Here is a 16305-nt window from a genome sequence, read left to right as displayed (position 1 = left end):
GAGCACCAGGGATCGCGCGCCCGCGAGGCGAGACGCTGGCCCGGTGACGAGAATCCGCATCGCCGCCGCACTCACTCTTTCCGCACTCGCCGCCCTCACGATCACGCCCGCGGTTTCGGCCGCGCCGAGAGGCCTCGCCTGGGGCGCCTGTCCGTCCGGGTCGCCACCGGGCTACGACTGCGCCGAGATCGAGGTCCCGTTGTCCTATCGGGACCCGGACGGACCGCGGATCACCATCGCGCTCGGCCGTCTCCCGGCGACGGACCGGAAGCACAAACGCGGCACCCTCTTCACCAACCCCGGCGGCCCCGGGAACCACGGCCGCTTCAGCAGATTCCAGACCCCGTCCCTGCACCGGCAATTCGACATCGTCGGCTTCGACCCGCGCGGCGTCGGCGCCAGCACACCGGTCCGGTGCTTCACCAGCGACGCGGAAACCGAGCCGCTCAAACGAATCCTGGGCACCTTCCCGATCACCGCCGAGCAGGAGACCCGGCATTTCGCCGACGCCCGTGAGGTCACCGCCTCCTGCGGCCGCAACGCCGGGCCGCTGCTGAACCACCTGTCGACGGCGAACGTCGCCAGGGACCTCGACAGGATGCGCCAAGCCGTCGGTGAGCCCCGCCTGCGTTACTACGGGCTTTCCTACGGCACCTACGTCGGCGAGGTGTACGCCAACCTGTTCCCGCATCGTGTCGGCGCCTTGGCACTGGACGCCGTCGACGATCCGATCGCCTGGTCCACCGGGCACCGCCCGGAGGACGCGAACGTCCCGTTCAGCACCAGGCTCGGCGGTTTCCGGGACGCGGACCGCGCGCTGCAGGCCTTCCTCGACACGTGCGCGGCCGACGTCCGGTGCGCGTTCCGCGAACCGGGGACGGATCTGCGGGCCAAGTACGACGCGATCCTCGACCGGCTCGAAGCCACACCGGGACCGATCACCTACCAGGAGGTCGTCCGGCGAACCCACAACGCGCTGACCGACGAGGCCAATTCCCCAGCGCTGGCGGAATTCCTCCAGTCCGCGACGAAACCCGTCGCGGCGAAGGCCATCGCGACACCGTTCGATTCCGCGATGAGTGGCGGCGGGACGATCTGCGCGGACACCGCGAATCCGCGTGACCCGGCCGCCTGGCCCCGCGCCGCCCGCGCGGCCGACCGGGAAGGCCGCGGTTTCGGTTCGTACGACACGTATCTCTCCCTGCCGTGCGCCTTCTGGCCCGCTACCGACAACGCGCGGTACACGGGACCGTGGAACCGGCCGACCTCGCCGATCCTGTTGCTGGCCAACGGCAAGGGCGACCCGGAGACCCCGTACGCCGGGGCGAAACGCACCGAACGCGTCCTCGGCAACGCCCGGCTCCTGACGCTGGACGCGTGGGGGCACGGCGCGTTGAACCGCAGCGCCTGTGTCGACGCGGCCGTCGACGCCTACCTGACCCACGGACGCCTTCCGGCACGCGGCACCGTCTGCGCCCCGGATCACGCGCCTTTCGACGCCAGATAGGCCAGGGCCTCGCGAAGGCAGGTGAGGGGTCGGTGCGGGTGGTCGTGAGTGTTTCGGGTCGTTCTAACGACACTCGCCACTCACGACCCCCTGGACCGACGGACTCCCCCTCAGTCGACCAAGGCTTGATACACCAGGTTCCTCAATTCGACGCGGATCGGGTAGGTCGACGACGGCAGCAATTGGGTGAAGAACAGGACCGTGATGTCCTCGTCCGGATCGACCCAGAACGCGGTGCTCGCCGCGCCGCCCCAGGCGAACTCGCCCGCGCTGGCGAGGGTCTTGGCCCTCACCGGGTCGTCGAGTACGGAGAAACCCAGCCCGAAGCCGAAACCGTCGTACGGCGCCTCGGAGAACCCGGTCCGGCCGCAGGTCTCCAGATCCACGCCGCCGGGCAGGTGGTTGGTCGCCATGAGCCGGAGCGTGCGCGGGCCGAGCAGGCGGACGCCGTCGAGTTCGCCGCCGCGCACCAGCATCTGGGCGAACCGGTGGAAGTCGCCCGCCGTGGAGACCAGCCCTCCGCCGCCCGAGAAGCACGAGGGCGTGACGCGGCCGACGTTGCCCAGTTCGTCGTGACGGAACGGCTCTTTGGTGACCGGATGCGGCACGTAGAGCGCGGCCAGCCGGTCGAGATCGCCGGCGGCGGCCTGGAACCCCGTTTCGTGCATGCCGAGCGGGGTGAAGATCCGCTCGGCGAAGAAGACGTCGAGCGGCTGACCGGAGACGACCTCGATCAGCCTGCCGAGGACGTCCGTCGCGACCGAATAGTTCCATTCCGAACCCGGCTGGAACAGCAGCGGCAGCCGCGCGATCGACTCGGAGACCGCCGCCAGGTCGAGCCCGGGCGCGGTGCCGAGGTCGAACCCCGCCTCACGGTAGAGCGCGTCGACCGGATGCGTGCGGTGGAACCCGTAGGTGAGCCCCGCGGTGTGGGTGAGCAGATGCCAGAGCCGGATCGGTTCGCTGGCGGGCACGGTCGCCTGCTTCACCGACGAGCCCGCGGCGTAGACCCGCGGCTCCGAGAACTCCGGCAGCCAGCGGGAGATCGGATCCTTGAGATCGATCAGCCCCTCTTCGACGAGCATCATCGCGGCGACCGACGTGACCGGCTTCGTCATCGAGTAGACGCGCCAGATCGTGTCGGTCTCGACCGGCAGCCCGGCTTCGATGTCGCGCTGCCCGTTCGCCGCGAGATGCGCGACCTTCCCGTTCCTGGTCACCACGGCCAGATACCCGGGAAGCCGGTTTCGCTCCAGGTATCCGTCGAAGTGCTTGTCGATCCGGCGCAGCCGCTCCGCGTCGAAACCCACCTCGGCCGGGTCGACGTCCACCTTCAGCTCGATCATGCGACCGAGGCTACGCGTTCCGCTCGGCCTGTTTCTCCAGTCGCCACGCCTCGTCGGTCTTCCCGATCCGCCAGTATCCGGAGATCGACAGCAGGTCGCGCCGCATCCCCCGGTCGTCCAGCAGATGACGCCGCAGATCCCGGACGAACCCGGCCTCGCCGTGGACGAACGCCTGCACGACACCTTCGCGCCAGTCGAGCGCGCGGACGGCGGCCGCGAGGTCGTCGCCCCGGCTCCGGTGCAGCCAGGTGATCCGCGCGTCGCCCTTGGTGGTCAGCGACTGCTCCTCGGCCGAGTCCTCCACGAGGATGAACGCGTGCACGGGAACACCCGCCGGCATCGCCTCGAGGGAGGCGGCGATCGCCGGCAGGGCGCTCTCGTCACCGGCGAGCAGATGCCAGTCCGCCTCCTCGCCCGGCGCGTACGCCCCGCCGGGTCCGGAGATCAGCAGCTCGTCGCCGGGTTGCGCGGCGGCGGCCCACGGTCCGGCGACACCCTCGTCACCGTGGTGGACGAAGTCGAGCACCAGTTCGCCGAGATTCGGGTCGAAGGCCCGGACGGTGTAGGAGCGCATCCGCGGCCACTGCTCGCGCGGCAGCTCTTCGCGGATCCGCGCCAGGTCGAACGGCTCGGGGTAGGTGACGCCGGGCACCCGGAAGTGCACCTTGACGTAGGCGTCGGTGAAGTCGTTGGGCCGGAACGAAGCGATCCCTTCGCCCCCGGCGACGATCCGGACCATGTGCGGGGTGATCCGCTCGGTGCGCAGCACCCGCAACCGGGTCGTCGACACCGCTCTCCGCGCCTCGGCCATCCACACTCCCTTTTTGTGACTTAGGTGAACCTAACCGAGCGTACGCCTCTCCCCGCCCGCCGGGGCGCCCGCGGCCGGATCGCTCACCCGGGTGTTCTGGAAGGACGCGACCCGCCACCCGCCGGACTCCTCGACGAGGACGTACGTCAGCGTCGATTCCCGGCCCGGCTCGGGTGCCCCGCCCGAGAGCGACGATCCGCCGCCGGACACGACGATCGCGACGTCCGGCCGGACGAACCGGACCTTCGGCTCGCCGCCGCCCGAGACCAGTTTCGATCCCCGGAGCGGTCCCTCGAACAGGGCACGGTGCGCGCTTTCGATGATGGCGCGGCCCGGCATGTTCATCCCGAAGAAGGTCACGTAGTCGGCGTCTTCGGTGAAGTGCGAGGCGTACGCGGCCGCGTCGCCCTCGTTCCACGCGTCGGCGAGCTCGCCCAGCACGGCCAGCACTTCGTTCTGTCGTTCGGTCATGGCTTCCTCCAGTTAGACGAACACTGTTCGTTGGACGAACACCGTTCTACAGACGAACGGCGTTCGCGTCAAGTAGAGTTCCCGGCGAACCCCGGATCAGGAGGCGAACGAAGTGAGCAGGCCCCGGCGTCGCGCCGAGAAACCCGTGCTGTCCCAGGAGCTCGTGGTGAAGACGGCACTGGACCTCCTCGCCCGCGAAGGGCTGGAGGCGGTGAGCATGCGGTGTGTGGCCAAGGCGCTGGAGACCGGCCCGGCGTCGCTCTACGCCCATGTGGCGAACAAGGAGGAGCTCCACGAGCTGATGGTCGACCACGTCCTCGCCTTCGGCCCGTTCCCCGAGCCCGACCCCGATCGCTGGGTCGAACAGGCGAAGGATCTGCTGCGCGACAACGTGCGCGCGCTGACGTCGGTCCCGGGGATCGCCAAGATCGCGTGGGCCATCCCCGTCCCGGTCGGCGCGAACGCCCTGCAGCAGGCCGAAGCGATGCTCGCGGTCCTGCGCGCGGGCGGCCTCGACCTCAAGCGGGCCCTGTTCGCCGCCGACGCCTTATGGCTCTACGCCAAGGCTTTCGCCTACGAAGGCGCCGGCTGGCAACACGGCGACATCGACCTCGCCGAGCAGGAACAGCGCGGCAGGCGGATGGTCGAGTACATGACGTCGTTCCCGCCCGGTGCCTTCCCGAACCTGCTGGGCGCGGGCGAGTACTTCACCGCGGAGACCGCGCAGGAGCGGTTCGAGTTCGCGATCGACCTCTTCCTGCGCGGCTTGGCCTCCGCCGCCTCGTGAGGCTCAGAGCAGCGCGACCGCGGCCGCGTATTGCGGCACCAGGCGCGCCCCCAGCGAGGCCTTCATCTCGGACATCTTCTTGCCGAACACCACCTGCGGCCGCCCGGCTTCGAGCGCCCAGCGCACGGCTTCGCCGTAGAAGTGGAAGTAGAGATCGGGCCGTCCGCCGAGTTCCCGCGGCAGCGCCGCCCAGTGCCGGGCGACCGGCAGCGTGGGGTGATCGAGCAGGGTCGCGACGGCGACCGCCCGGCCGGTGGCGGTCTCGCGGTACTCGATGACCTGCACGTCCGGTTGGCGCAGCAGCCTGCCGAGATAGCCCACGAACGCCGGCAGCGGCACGATCGGCACGTCGTGATGTTTGGTTTCGTTGTACCGCAGCAGTTCCGCGATCTCGACGGGATCGGCCTCGGCGCCCGGGCGCACGCGCACCTCGAGCGACGGATCGGCGTCGAAGGTGCGGAAGATCTTGCGCAGGTTCTGTTTGCGTTTCCTGGCCAGCGAGTGCATCCAGTCGTCCCGGCTCGAGAACGGTGTGACGTCGAGGACGGCGACGTCCTCCGTGCGGCGCACCATCTTCGGCCCGCCGCGGACACTGTCCACTCCGGACTCATCGACCTGGCGCACCAGCAGCGCGCGCAGGCCGAACCCGAGTTCCTCGCGCATGGCGGGGACGAAGGTGTCCAGCAGCCTGCCGACGCCGCCGTCGTCGTCCTCGCCGTCGAACCACCAGCCCGGCATCGCTCCCGAGCCCGGGGAGCGGACGTCGAGCCCGCCGAGCCGCCCCCGTCCCGCCGTGCGGGCGAACCGGTGCCGCCGGGTGAGCCCGGTGACCCACGCGGAACTGACCACGCCCCGCGGTTCGCCGTCTTCGAGCAGGACCGTGACCGGCTGCTCGGTGCGCGCCGCCCACGCCTGGGCGGTGAGCACCTCCCAGCTCCAGTCCGCGCGCAGCCCCGCCTTGCCCCGCAACGACTTCCAGTACGCGGGCTCCGGGTCGCGGCGGGGATCCAGCACCTCGATCACCATCGCGTCACCGGTCTCGGCACGATGACCCCGAGCAGCGGGACCGGCTGGAAACCGAGCGTCGCCTTGAGGTCGGTCAGGCCCCGGCCCATCGACAGGGATTTCCGGTTGCCCTCGATCATGTAGCGCACGTTCCGGACGACCGCCTCGAAGTAGAGATGCTTCGGGCGTCCCTCGTCCGGGGCGAGCGCGGCCCAATGCTGGTGCAGCGGCGCGACGGGGTGGTCGAGCACGTTGGTGAACGCGAGCAGCCTGCCTTCGCCGTCGTGGTAGGTCGAGGTGATGACATCCGGCCTGCGCACGAGTTCACCGAGGTATTCGGCCGTGACCGGACCGCGCCGGTCGAATTTCACCGGCCCCATCCGCTCGCGGTGCTCCCGCAGCATGGTCGCCAGTTCCAGCGCGTCGAGGTCGGTGCGGGCCGCTTCGGTGCGGACCACGACGTCCGGATCGGCGGCGATCTTCTTCGACTGGCCGCGCAGGCTCAGCCGCCTGCTGCGGCGCAGGGACGCCAGCCAGCCCTCGACGTCGACGAACCGGTTCTCCAGCACCGACGTCGGCATCGTGTCGCGAACGGGCCTGCCCCGTCCGGTCAGCATGTCGAGCGACTCCGGCGGGACGGTGCGGTAGACGACGCCGAGGCAGCCCGGCCCGGTGAAGCGGCCGACGGCCCGTTCGAACCGGCGCATGATCTCCCGCCGGTCGGCCGCGTCGAGGCCGTCGGCGAACAACCACGGCGGGTATCCGGAAAGCCACGCGTGCTGTACCTCGACCCAGCGCGGACCCAGTCGCGCGATACCGCGCACGGCACCGGGACCCGACGGGGAGATCGGTGCGCACAGCATCGCCAGCACCGCGGCGACGATCTCGCCGCCGTCGCTGATCACGGTGAGCGCGGTGGGGCTGGGCGAAAAGCGGGACTCCACCCGCAGCAACCCGTAGTCCCACGGGACGGGGGCCTGCTGCGCGTCGAGGAAGCCGGCCCAGCCCTCGGGTTCCGGATCGGTCCGCGGGTCGAGCACCCGCACGTCCCAGGTCATCGGCCCAGCACCGGTCTCGGTACGGCGACCGACACCAGGGACCTGGTGCCGAAGCCGAGCGGGGTCTTGTTCTCCAGCATCGCCCGGCCGGCGGTCAGTTCGGGGCGCCGATGCGTGATCATATGCTCCACTCCCCTGGCGTAGAAGTCGACATAGAGCCCTTTCCGTCCGCCTGCCGCGCTCGGCAGCGCGGCCCACTGGTGCAGCGCGCATCCGTCGTCGGCATCGAACAGCGTGCCGAAACCCAGCAGCCGTCCGGATCCGTCACGGTAGGTACGGGTGACGACGTCCGGGCGGCGGATCAACGCGTCCAGATAGGACGGTGCGATCGGGCTCCGGGTGTCCATGTGCAGCCCGCCGAACCGTGACCGCTGCCCGCCTGCCCAGGCCCGGTCGTCCTGCCTGCTCCGGTGGGCGTTGAGCAGGGTGGCGAGTTCGTGGCAGTCCAGGTCCCGGCGGGCGGTGGCCGCCTCGGTGCGCAGGTCCCCGTCTTCCCGCAGCTCGTGCAGTGTCTTCCGGGTCTCGTCGCCGAGCACCCGTTCCCAATCGTCCACAGTGGAGTAGTCGTTGGTCAGCACGGCGGCCGGGTCGATCTCCCGGGACATCCGGCCCCGGCCTTCCAGCGCCGGGAGGAGCTCCGGGTTCATCGCCCGGTAGATCAGGCCCAGCAGGCCCGGGCCGAGGTGGGCGCACAGTGCCCGTTCGAACCGGCGGACCACTTCCCGCCGCTCGGCCTCGTCGAGCCGCTCGTCGAGCACACCAGCGGGATAACCGCTGAGCTGCCAGAGGTAGGCCTCGGCCCAGCGCGGGCGGAACCGTCCACCGAGGACGGACAACGGCGCGAAATCGCCCGCGCGCCAGCTCCGGCACACCATCACGGTGAACGCGCCGACGATCGTCCCGTTCCGGCGCAGCACCGCGAGCACCGCGGGGTTCTTCGCCATCCAGGCTTCCCGGCGCAGGACGTCGTACTCCCAGACCGGCCACAGCTTCGCCCGCCGTTGGAAACCGCTCCAGCCCTCGGGTTCGGCCGCGGTCCTCGGATCGAGCACCTCGGCCTCGAACACGGTGCTTCTCGCCGCCACCTTCATCGTCACCATCCCAGTACCGGTCTCGGCACGGCCGCGGCGTACACCGGGCGCGCCCGGAAACCCAGCGTGGCCTTGAGTTCGGGCAGCCCGCGCCCGGCGGTGAGTTCCTTGACCCCGCGCCGCGTGGCGTACCGCATGGCGTGGATGTAGGAGTCGAACAGCAGTCCCTGCCGCCCGCCTTCGTCCACCGGCAAGGTGCCCCAGTGCTGTTTCGCCGGGCTGTCCGGATGATCGAGCAACGTGTTCACCGCGAGCAGCCTGCCGTCCGCGCCGGTGTAGGTCAGCGTGTGCACGTCCGGCCGCCGGAGGAACCGGTGCAGGAACGCGGCGGAAGGCGGCGTCCTGGTGTCGAGCGGGAGCTTGCCGTGCCGGTCACGATGCCCCTGGATGAGGGTCGCGACCTCGGCGCTGTCGAGGTCTTCCCGGCCGGCACCACCGACGACCACCACACCGGGATCGTCGGCGATCCGGCGCCGCTGCCGTCGCAGCCCGCCCCGCCGCGACTTGGGCAGCGAGGCGATCCATTCGTCTTCCGAGGCGAAGTGGTTTTCCAGCACGGCCACGGAATCGACGGCCTTCACCAGCCGCCCACGACCCTGGAGGTCCTGCGCGAAGTCCTGCCCCAACGCCCGGTACAGCACTCCGAGCAGGCCGGGGCCGAGCCTCCGGCGCAGGGATCGTTCGAAGTCCCGGATCAGCGGACGACGATCGGCGGCGGCGACCTCCGGCGCGAACGCGAGCCCCGGGTAGCCGCTCAGCCAGGGCTGGCACACCTCGGCCCAGAACGGGCGCAGCAACCGGTGTCCCGGCGTCGGCGCGAAGCGGTATCGCAACCGGGGACGGCACACCAGCACCGAAAACGCCGCGACGATCCTGGCTCCGTCCGAGACGGTGGCGAGCACCGGCGGGTTCCGCGCGGTCCAGGCGTCGAGCCCCATCACCTCGTAGTCCCACACCGGATGCAGGCGGGCGGCGCGGGAGAACTCCGGCCAGCCGACGGGAACGGGATCGGTGCGGGGATCGTGGAAACCCGTCTTCACGTGAGCACGACCGGCGTCCCGTGTCGCGGGCACGGCGCGATCTCACCACGGACGCCGCCGGCCGGGAGCACGTCCACGAACCGCGGGGAATCCTGGCGCAGCAGCGTGAACGCGAGCCCGCCCGTCGTCGGGCGCGCGTAGACACGCTGCCAGTCGAGATGCCAGCGGCCGCATTCCTCGATCGCGCCCAGGTACCCGAGCGCCGGATCGTGGAGCACCCCGTACGGGCCGGTGTCCATTGTGTCCAGTTCCCGTCGCGGTACGGATTCGACCCGGTACGCACGGTCTTCGGGCAAAGTGGCGGCGAAGACGGCCAGCTGCTTGTCGTCGCCGACCGCGAGCACGCGACGGCCGCGGCGAAGCGCGGAGGACACTTCCGCCAGCACGCTCGTCGCCGGGACGTCGGGATCCACCACACAGCAACGAACCCCGCGCGGCAGGTCCGACGGCGGCCGCGTCCCGTCCCCGCCGAGCACGACGACCAGCGCTTCTCCGTTCACCGAACGTGCCTTGCGCAGCACGGGCCCCAGGCCCCGGCTCGGCTCGATCCGTTGCGCGCCACCGGCGAGCGGCACCAGATCGACGATCTTGTGCACCGCGTCGGCCAGTGGCGCCGCACCCGAATCCGTCCCGGTGCGACCGGGCACCAGCACGGGATCCGTTCTGCCGTCCAGAGCCCAGCGTTCCCGGTAGAACGGCACCGTCGCGAAGGCCGACCGCACCGACCGCCGGTAGGCGGCCCGCCAGGCAGCATTCACCCCCACAGTCCACATGGCGCGCAAGCCTGCGTCATCGTCGGCGGTTTGGGAATACCCCGCGTCGGATTCATCCGGTTTTCGCCCGACTTCCCACCTTTTCGACTGAGCTGAAAGGACGAACTTGCGGATTCCGCTAGCGGCAGCAAAGCGAGTCTGCCTATAACACGGGAACTTTCGAGCCGGCACGACCTGCCGGACGCCTGGGGCCAAGGGGACTCATGAACCGTGAAAACACAACGCGTGACGCTACGAACACAATAGCGCACTCACCGCAGGGATTCGACAGATGAGCTGGTCGACCCCCGGACCGGTGGAAAGTGGACTCACCGTAGTCGTCCCGTGCTTCAACGAAGTCGACAACGTCGAGCCCTCCTACCGGGAGATCGTCGCCGAGTTGGGGAATCTCCCCCTCGAACTGCTCTATGTGGACGATGGGAGCACGGACGGGACCCTTGACGTCATCCGGGCGCTCGCGCACACCGACCCCCGGGTGCGCTACCTGTCCTTCACCCGGAACTTCGGGTTCGAAGCGGCCTTTTCCGCCGGTTATCGGTACGCCGGGAAACCGTGGCTCCTGCACATGGACGCCGATCAACAGTTCCCGGCCTCCGAGGTGGAGAAATTGATCATGGCCGCCGAGGCGGGCAACGACGCCGTTTTCGGTGTTCGCACCAATAGGCAAGATCCCTTACCAAGACGGTGGGGAACCGCCGCGTTCCATTTCGTCGGCCGCCGCGTCCTGCGCATCGAAATCCCGCCCGGCGCGACGGCGTTCCGCCTGGTGCGCACGGAGCTCGCGCGCAAGATCGTCGATCTCCGGCTGGGCACCCCGTACTTCCTCGCCACCGTGCCGAGGCTGACCAGCCGCTACACCACCGTCCAGGTGGCACACCGGGCCCGCGAACGCGGTGAGTCCAAAGTGGGCTTCGGCTTCCTTTCCTCGCACGCCATCGAGTTGTTCGTCGGCTTCACCCGGCGGCTGACGACGATGGCCTCGACCACGGCGGTGCTGACCGCCGGGCTCTCGGTGCTCGCCGGGATCGCGGCCGCCACCGGGCTGCTCGGGCTGACCGCCGCGTCGGCGCTGACGTTCGTCATGTTCTCCGTGCTGCTGACCGTGCTCGCGTTGTCCGTCCGCTACCTGGTCGTGGTCGGCGCGGGGCAGGCGCGGCCACGGCAGTTCTACATCAGGGAAGCCAGTTTCCCGGTCGACGAGGACGACCGGCTCTACGCCTCGGCCATGGCCGAGATCCATCCTGGGGAAAGGCAAGCGGGAGTGAAGAACACCGAAGACACGGCGGCGGTACGGAGCCTGGTGATCCTGGGTGGCGCCGACGGTTCGGTCAGCACATATCACCGGGCGCGGGAGCTCGGTTTCCGCACCATCTGCGTGGACGTCCGCGCGAGCGCGCCCGCGGTGGCGCTGGCCGACGAGTTCGTCCAGGTCAGTGTCCGCGCGCCGGAACAGATCGCGGCGGCGCTCGAGGGACGGGACGACATCGCCGGGGTGCTCTGCCCGGCCAGCGACGTCGGGCTGCCCGCGCTCGCCTGGCTCACCCGGCACTGGAACCTGCCCGACCCGTTGCCCGAAGCCGCCGTCGCCGCGTCCGTCGACAAGTCCGTCTTCCGCGAACTCTGCGACCGGCTGCGTCTGCCGACCTATCGCAGCGTCGGCGGGAAGCCCGGCCCGGACCTCGCGCTCGCCGCGCAGCAACTGCGGTTCCCGACGCTGGTGAAACCGGTCGACTCCTCCGGCAGCCGCGGGGTCGTCTCCTGCGCGAGCCCTGGCGGCCTCACCACCGCGTTCTCCGACTCCCTCGCGTTCTCACCGTCCGGCAAGCTGGTCGTCGAGGAACACCTCGACGGGTCGCACTACACGATCGAAGCACTCGCGGTCGACGGCCGGATCGTGTTCCACGCGGTCACCCGGCGCACGTTGACGCCGCCACCGTTCTTCGTGACGGCGTCGCACCTGCTGCCCGCCGGACTGCCACCGGTGGTCGACCGCGCGTTGCCGGTGATGCTGGCCGCGTTGTGCGCCGAACTCGGTTACCGCACCGGGCCGCTCACCCTCGACGCCGTCCTGGGCCGGGACGGGAAGTTCTACCTCATCGAGATGGGCGCACGGATGGGCGGGAACGGCCTGGCCGAGGCGATCGAGCACAGCACCGGCGTCGACCTGATCGCCGCGGGGATCGCCGCCGCGACCGGCGGCGAGGTCGTGCTCTCCCCGCGCGACCCGCGGCCGACGCTCATCCACATCCTCGCCTCCGACCGCGGCGGCCGGATCGTGCGCATCGAGGGCGTCGACGAGGTCCGCGCCATGCCCGCCGTGCACAACCTGGAACTGTTCGCGGAGGAGGACTCCTACGTCAAACCGTACGAGCAGGCCGGCTACAAGATGGGGTACGCCGTGCTTTCGGCGCCGACCGTGCCCGACGTGCTCGCGGCGGAGGACGAACTGCGCGGCACGCTGAAGTTCCTGCTCGACGAGCAGGGTGCGGCGGTACCGCTCCCTTGACCGGCACTTCGCTCACCGGCGCCGGCACCGCGTCCATCGCGGCACCGAAGCCGTCGATGGTCCTTCGCCTGCTCGCCGGGCGTGGCGTGTTCCGGCTGGCGATCCAGGCGATGGGCCTGGTGCTGGTCACCGCGTGGGGCGCGCACGACTACGGCCGGTTCGCCACCGCGCTCGGGTTGATGACGTGGCTCAACTTCGTGCCGTCGGCGGCGGAGAAGTCGGCGCTGAAATGCCTGCCACGCCTGCGGACGACACGGGACGCGGTCGCGGCGCTGGCCGTCCGCGTCGCCGTCGTCCCGGTGCTGGTGGTCCTGGCGGCGATGGCGGTCGCGCTGATCGTCGCGCCGGATTCGGACGCCGCGCTGTACCTGACGGCCGCGGGCTGGTCGATCTCCGGTGGCCTGCTGATGACGGTCTCGGGTCTGCACCGGTTCACCGGGAAGTCCACTTTGGACGCTCTCGCCTTCACCGCGGGCGCGGTGGTGGTCGGTGCCGTGACGGTGGGCACCTGGTTCGTCCGCTGGTCGCCGTTGACGCATCTCGGCCTGTTGCTCGGCGGGATCCTGGTCATCCTCGGCGTCTCCGCGGCGCTGCTGCCGAAGAAATGGCTGCGGGTCGAAAGGATCGACGGACACCGGCTCCTGCCCGCCTTCGGCCGGACCACCGTGCTGCTCGGGCTGACCGAGGTGCTGGACGTCCTCGCGACGTCGACGGTGTTCGGCGTGCTGGCGCTGGCCGGGCGGACCGTCGACAGTGGACCGTTCTACGTCGCCTTGCTGGCCAGCAGCGCGTTCTGTTCGCTGCTGTTCTATCAGCTTCGCGTGCACCAGCCGGCGATTTCGGCACGGCTGCGCGGCGGCGGGGCGGCGGCGGGCCGGTCCCGCGCGGTCGAACTGCTGAAACTGGTCGAATGGGGCGCGCTCGCGTTCCTCGTCCTGGTGGGGATCGCCCTCGCGATCCCGGCGGCCCGCGCGGTGCTGACCGCCGAAGACACCGTCGGCGCGTACGTGGTCCTCGGCGTCTTCGTCCTGGTCGAAACGGTGCTGTTCGCCGTCCGGCTCTACGCGGGCTTCCTGATCGAAAACACCAACAGCAAGGTCCTCACGCTCACGGCGTCGGCCTCGATCGCCGGGCTGGTCGCCACCCCGCTGGCCGCCGCCGCGCTCGTCCCGGCGATGGGACCGGTCGGCGGATTCGCCGCCCTCGTCTTCGCCATCGGCGTCCGGGCGACCGTCCTCCGTCGGCTGCTGCGCCGCCACCACCCCGAACTCTGAACGTCGCACTGGAGAAGGAACATGTACGTACTGGGAATCAGCAGGGTCCACGACTCGGCGGCCGCGCTCGTGCGCGACGGCGAGATCATCGCTTTCGCCGAAGAGGAACGCTTCACCCGCAAGAAGCACGACGGGGACTTCCCCGCGGAGGCGATCAAGTTCTGCCTGGAGCGTGGCGGGATCACCCTCGCCGACGTCGACCACGTCGCCTACTACTGGCAGCGCTGGCGTGAGGGCATCCACGCCGCGAAGGTGTTCGCGAAGTACTTCCCGGCCACGCTGGAGGTGTTCCGCAACCAGAACGGCGACGAGGGCGGCTCGTCGGCGGGCATGGTGGAGACGTTCAAGACCGGTGGCGGCAAAGGCGTCGACGACTACCACGTCGGCGGCGCCGTGCTCGCGCACATCAAGCGGTCCTTCACCCTCGAACGCGACGTGAAGGAGGCCGTGGGCTGGACCGGCCCGACGAAGTTCAAGACGCATCTGGTCGACCACCACAAGGCGCACGCCGCCAGCGGGTACTTCATCTCGCCGTGGGAAGAGTCGGCCGTGCTCACCTTCGACGGCATCGGCAGCGACGGCACCGCGACCTATCTGGGGCACGGCAAGGGAAACCGGATCATCGACATCCGGCGGATCAAGTTCCCGCATTCGCTCGGCGCGATGTACGCGGGCGTCACCGGCTATCTGGGCTTCTACCCCACCCGTGACGAAGGCAAGATCATGGGTCTGGCGCCGCTCGGCGACGACACCTATGTCGACGCTTTCAAACAGCTGATCCACCTCGACGACGACGGCGGGTACGAGCTCGATCTGAGCTTCTTCGGCCACCACCGCACCGGCAAGCACGTGATGTCGAAGAAGTTCACCGACCTCTTCGGCCCGGCACGGCCCAAGACCCGGGTCACCGCGGAGAACCCGGTGCCGCAGCACTACTGCGACATCGCCTACGCGCTGCAGGTCACGTTGGAGGAGGCCGGGCTGCACATCGCGCGCTGGCTGCAGCGGGAGACCGGATCGCGGCGGCTGTCCGTGGCGGGCGGTGTCGCGCTGAACAGCGTGATGAACGGACGGATCCTGCTGGAAACCCCGTTCGAAGACTTCTTCGCCCAGCCCGCGGCCGCCGACGACGGCTGCGCGCTCGGTTCGGCGCTGGAGGTGTCGGTCGGCAAGTACGGCAAGCCCCGTCCTCGCGACGGCTACACCTACACCGGCCCGGACTACACCGAGGCGGAGATGGAACTCGCGCTGCAGGACGCCGGGGTCCGCTACACCAGGGTCGACGACATCGCCGCGCACACGGCGAAGAAGATCTCCCAGGGCAAGATCATCGGCTGGGTGCAGGGCCGGATGGAATGCGGGCCGCGCGCGCTCGGCAACCGTTCGCTGGTGGCCGACCCGCGCGACCCCGACTCGAAGACGCGGATGAACGAGAAGGTCAAGCACCGCGAGGCTTTCCGCCCGTTCGCGCCGTCGTGCCTGGCGGAACGCGCGGGCGACTGGTTCGTCAGCGACTACCCGTCGCCGGTCATGCTGCTGGTGTTCGACGTCCTGCCGGACAAACGCGACGAGGTCCCGGCCATCACGCACGTCGACGGCACGGCCCGCGTGCAGACGGTGACCGAAACGGACAACCCGTTGTACTACCGGATGATCAGCGAGTTCGAGAAACTCACCGGCGTGCCGATGGTGGTCAACACCTCGTTCAACGACAACAACGAACCGATCGTCGCCAGCCCGGCAGACGCGGTGGCCTGCTACCTGAAGACCGACGTCGACGCCCTCGCCCTCGGGCCGTTCTGGGCAGAGAAGGACGACCTGTGACCGCCACCCTGCCCGAAACCGACGGCTGGATCCCCGCGCTCTACCGGCGGCGCAAATGGCTGTGGCTGGTGGCCGCCGTCCCGGCCGTGGTGACCGCACTGCTGATCATGGTGATCCTGCCGCCGGACCAGACACTGGACAACGTCGCGGACTGGGCGTTCAAGCTGTGCCCGTTCGTCTTCGCGGTCGCCACGGTGGCGCTCTTCCCGCGCACCAAAGGGGGTCCGGCGCTGATCGTGCTCGCGGTGTTCGTCTACATGTCCTATCTGGACACCGAGCTGATCATGCGGATCCAGGCGTTCGCCAGGAACGCCGCCACCGACGAGGACGCCTTCCAGCCGGTGTACCAGTTCGAGCTGTTCGTCGTGACGTTCATCGTCCTGTTCGGGCTGATGGCGTACCGGCTGGGCGGCGGCCGGACGGCGAACGTGCTCAAGGCCGGTGTCGCGTCGATCCTCGTGGTGATCTCGGGCGCGAACGACCTGACGTTCTGGGCGCTCAACGACGTCTGGTCCGCCGGGACGAAACCGACCGAGCTCAAATGGGCCTCGCATATGATCGTGTTCCTCGGCGGGCCGCCGAGTGTCCCGGTCGCGGTGCTGTTCATGCTGGTGCACTTGGCGCTGGCGGCGATCGTGGTGGCGCTGCCGGTGGGCCGATGGGTCGACCGGGCGCTGGGGCTCGCTTCCACCTCGCGCGAGGCATAAGTCGGCCGGCACGTGTCGCGAAAGCCACTTTCGCAACCTTCAACGTTGCGAAAGTGGCTTTCGCAACGCACTCTCCCACTTTCCAGGCCGACCGAGCCCTGGGGC

14 protein-coding genes are annotated in these 16305 nt (G+C 69.8%); 6 read left to right on the top strand and 8 right to left on the bottom strand.

Going from position 1 to position 16305, the window contains the following annotated elements:
* The first annotated feature begins 43 nt into the window (after positions 1–43).
* The gene (locus ACSMFO_RS11840) at positions 44–1507 is read left to right on the top strand and encodes an alpha/beta hydrolase (RefSeq protein WP_436458583.1); all 1464 of its coding nucleotides are present in this window, start codon (positions 44–46) and stop codon (positions 1505–1507) included.
* Between the two features lie 110 nt (positions 1508–1617).
* On the opposite strand, the gene ACSMFO_RS11835 is transcribed toward ACSMFO_RS11840, so the two are convergent.
* From ACSMFO_RS11835 to ACSMFO_RS11825, 3 genes are read right to left on the bottom strand one after another with little or no spacing between them, the layout of a single operon-like run.
* On the bottom strand, positions 1618–2853 hold the full coding sequence (locus tag ACSMFO_RS11835; RefSeq protein WP_436458582.1) for a serine hydrolase domain-containing protein: 1236 nt from the start codon (positions 2851–2853) through the stop codon (positions 1618–1620).
* 10 nt (positions 2854–2863) lie between these two features.
* Positions 2864–3664 (bottom strand): siderophore-interacting protein, encoded by an 801-nt coding sequence (locus ACSMFO_RS11830; protein ID WP_436458580.1) that lies wholly within the window; start codon positions 3662–3664, stop codon positions 2864–2866.
* A gap of 30 nt (positions 3665–3694) precedes the next feature.
* Positions 3695–4135 (bottom strand): SgcJ/EcaC family oxidoreductase, encoded by a 441-nt coding sequence (locus ACSMFO_RS11825; protein ID WP_073846482.1) that lies wholly within the window; start codon positions 4133–4135, stop codon positions 3695–3697.
* 112 nt (positions 4136–4247) lie between these two features.
* On the opposite strand from ACSMFO_RS11825, the gene ACSMFO_RS11820 reads away from it, so the two are divergent.
* Positions 4248–4922 carry a TetR/AcrR family transcriptional regulator gene (locus tag ACSMFO_RS11820; protein ID WP_125737406.1) on the top strand — a complete coding sequence of 225 codons (675 nt, stop codon included), beginning with the start codon at positions 4248–4250 and terminating at the stop codon, positions 4920–4922.
* Positions 4923–4925: 3 nt separating this feature from the next.
* Here ACSMFO_RS11820 and ACSMFO_RS11815 read toward each other — a convergent pair whose 3' ends face one another.
* Genes ACSMFO_RS11815 through ACSMFO_RS11795 form a run of 5 tightly spaced genes read right to left on the bottom strand, consistent with a single transcriptional unit; the run spans position 4926 to position 9838 of the window.
* A complete protein-coding gene (locus ACSMFO_RS11815) occupies positions 4926–5948 on the bottom strand; it encodes a GNAT family N-acetyltransferase (protein ID WP_436458579.1) in 1023 nt (340 codons plus the stop codon).
* Positions 5942–6985, bottom strand: a complete 1044-nt coding sequence (locus ACSMFO_RS11810) for a GNAT family N-acetyltransferase (RefSeq protein WP_436458578.1) — start codon at positions 6983–6985, stop codon at positions 5942–5944. Before ACSMFO_RS11810 ends, ACSMFO_RS11815 begins: the two co-directional genes overlap by 7 nt.
* Positions 6982–8085, bottom strand: a complete 1104-nt coding sequence (locus tag ACSMFO_RS11805) for a hypothetical protein (protein WP_436458576.1) — start codon at positions 8083–8085, stop codon at positions 6982–6984. Before ACSMFO_RS11805 ends, ACSMFO_RS11810 begins: the two co-directional genes overlap by 4 nt.
* The gene (locus ACSMFO_RS11800) at positions 8079–9116 is read right to left on the bottom strand and encodes a GNAT family N-acetyltransferase (RefSeq protein ID WP_436458575.1); all 1038 of its coding nucleotides are present in this window, start codon (positions 9114–9116) and stop codon (positions 8079–8081) included. Before ACSMFO_RS11800 ends, ACSMFO_RS11805 begins: the two co-directional genes overlap by 7 nt.
* The gene (locus tag ACSMFO_RS11795; protein ID WP_436458783.1) at positions 9113–9838 is read right to left on the bottom strand and encodes a hypothetical protein; all 726 of its coding nucleotides are present in this window, start codon (positions 9836–9838) and stop codon (positions 9113–9115) included. Before ACSMFO_RS11795 ends, ACSMFO_RS11800 begins: the two co-directional genes overlap by 4 nt.
* 322 nt (positions 9839–10160) lie before the next feature.
* On the opposite strand from ACSMFO_RS11795, the gene ACSMFO_RS11790 reads away from it, so the two are divergent.
* Genes ACSMFO_RS11790 through ACSMFO_RS11775 form a run of 4 tightly spaced genes read left to right on the top strand, consistent with a single transcriptional unit; the run spans position 10161 to position 16200 of the window.
* Complete coding sequence (locus ACSMFO_RS11790) at positions 10161–12395, top strand: glycosyltransferase (protein WP_436458573.1); 2235 nt, start codon at positions 10161–10163, stop codon at positions 12393–12395.
* Positions 12392–13669, top strand: a complete 1278-nt coding sequence (locus ACSMFO_RS11785; protein WP_436458571.1) for a hypothetical protein — start codon at positions 12392–12394, stop codon at positions 13667–13669. The genes ACSMFO_RS11790 and ACSMFO_RS11785 overlap by 4 nt, the downstream gene beginning before the upstream one ends.
* 21 nt (positions 13670–13690) lie before the next feature.
* Entirely contained in the window at positions 13691–15493 is a 1803-nt protein-coding gene (locus ACSMFO_RS11780; protein ID WP_436458569.1) for a carbamoyltransferase family protein, read from the top strand.
* Positions 15490–16200, top strand: coding sequence for a hypothetical protein (locus tag ACSMFO_RS11775; protein WP_436458568.1), 711 nt, complete (start codon positions 15490–15492; stop codon positions 16198–16200). The genes ACSMFO_RS11780 and ACSMFO_RS11775 overlap by 4 nt, the downstream gene beginning before the upstream one ends.
* Positions 16201–16305 lie beyond the last annotated feature (105 nt).

Source organism: Amycolatopsis sp. w19 (genome assembly GCF_051373225.1).
Classification (GTDB): Bacteria; Actinomycetota; Actinomycetes; order Mycobacteriales; family Pseudonocardiaceae; genus Amycolatopsis; species Amycolatopsis japonica.
Note: the sequence above shows the minus strand (reverse complement) of the source record. Positions and strands in the feature narration are given on the sequence as shown.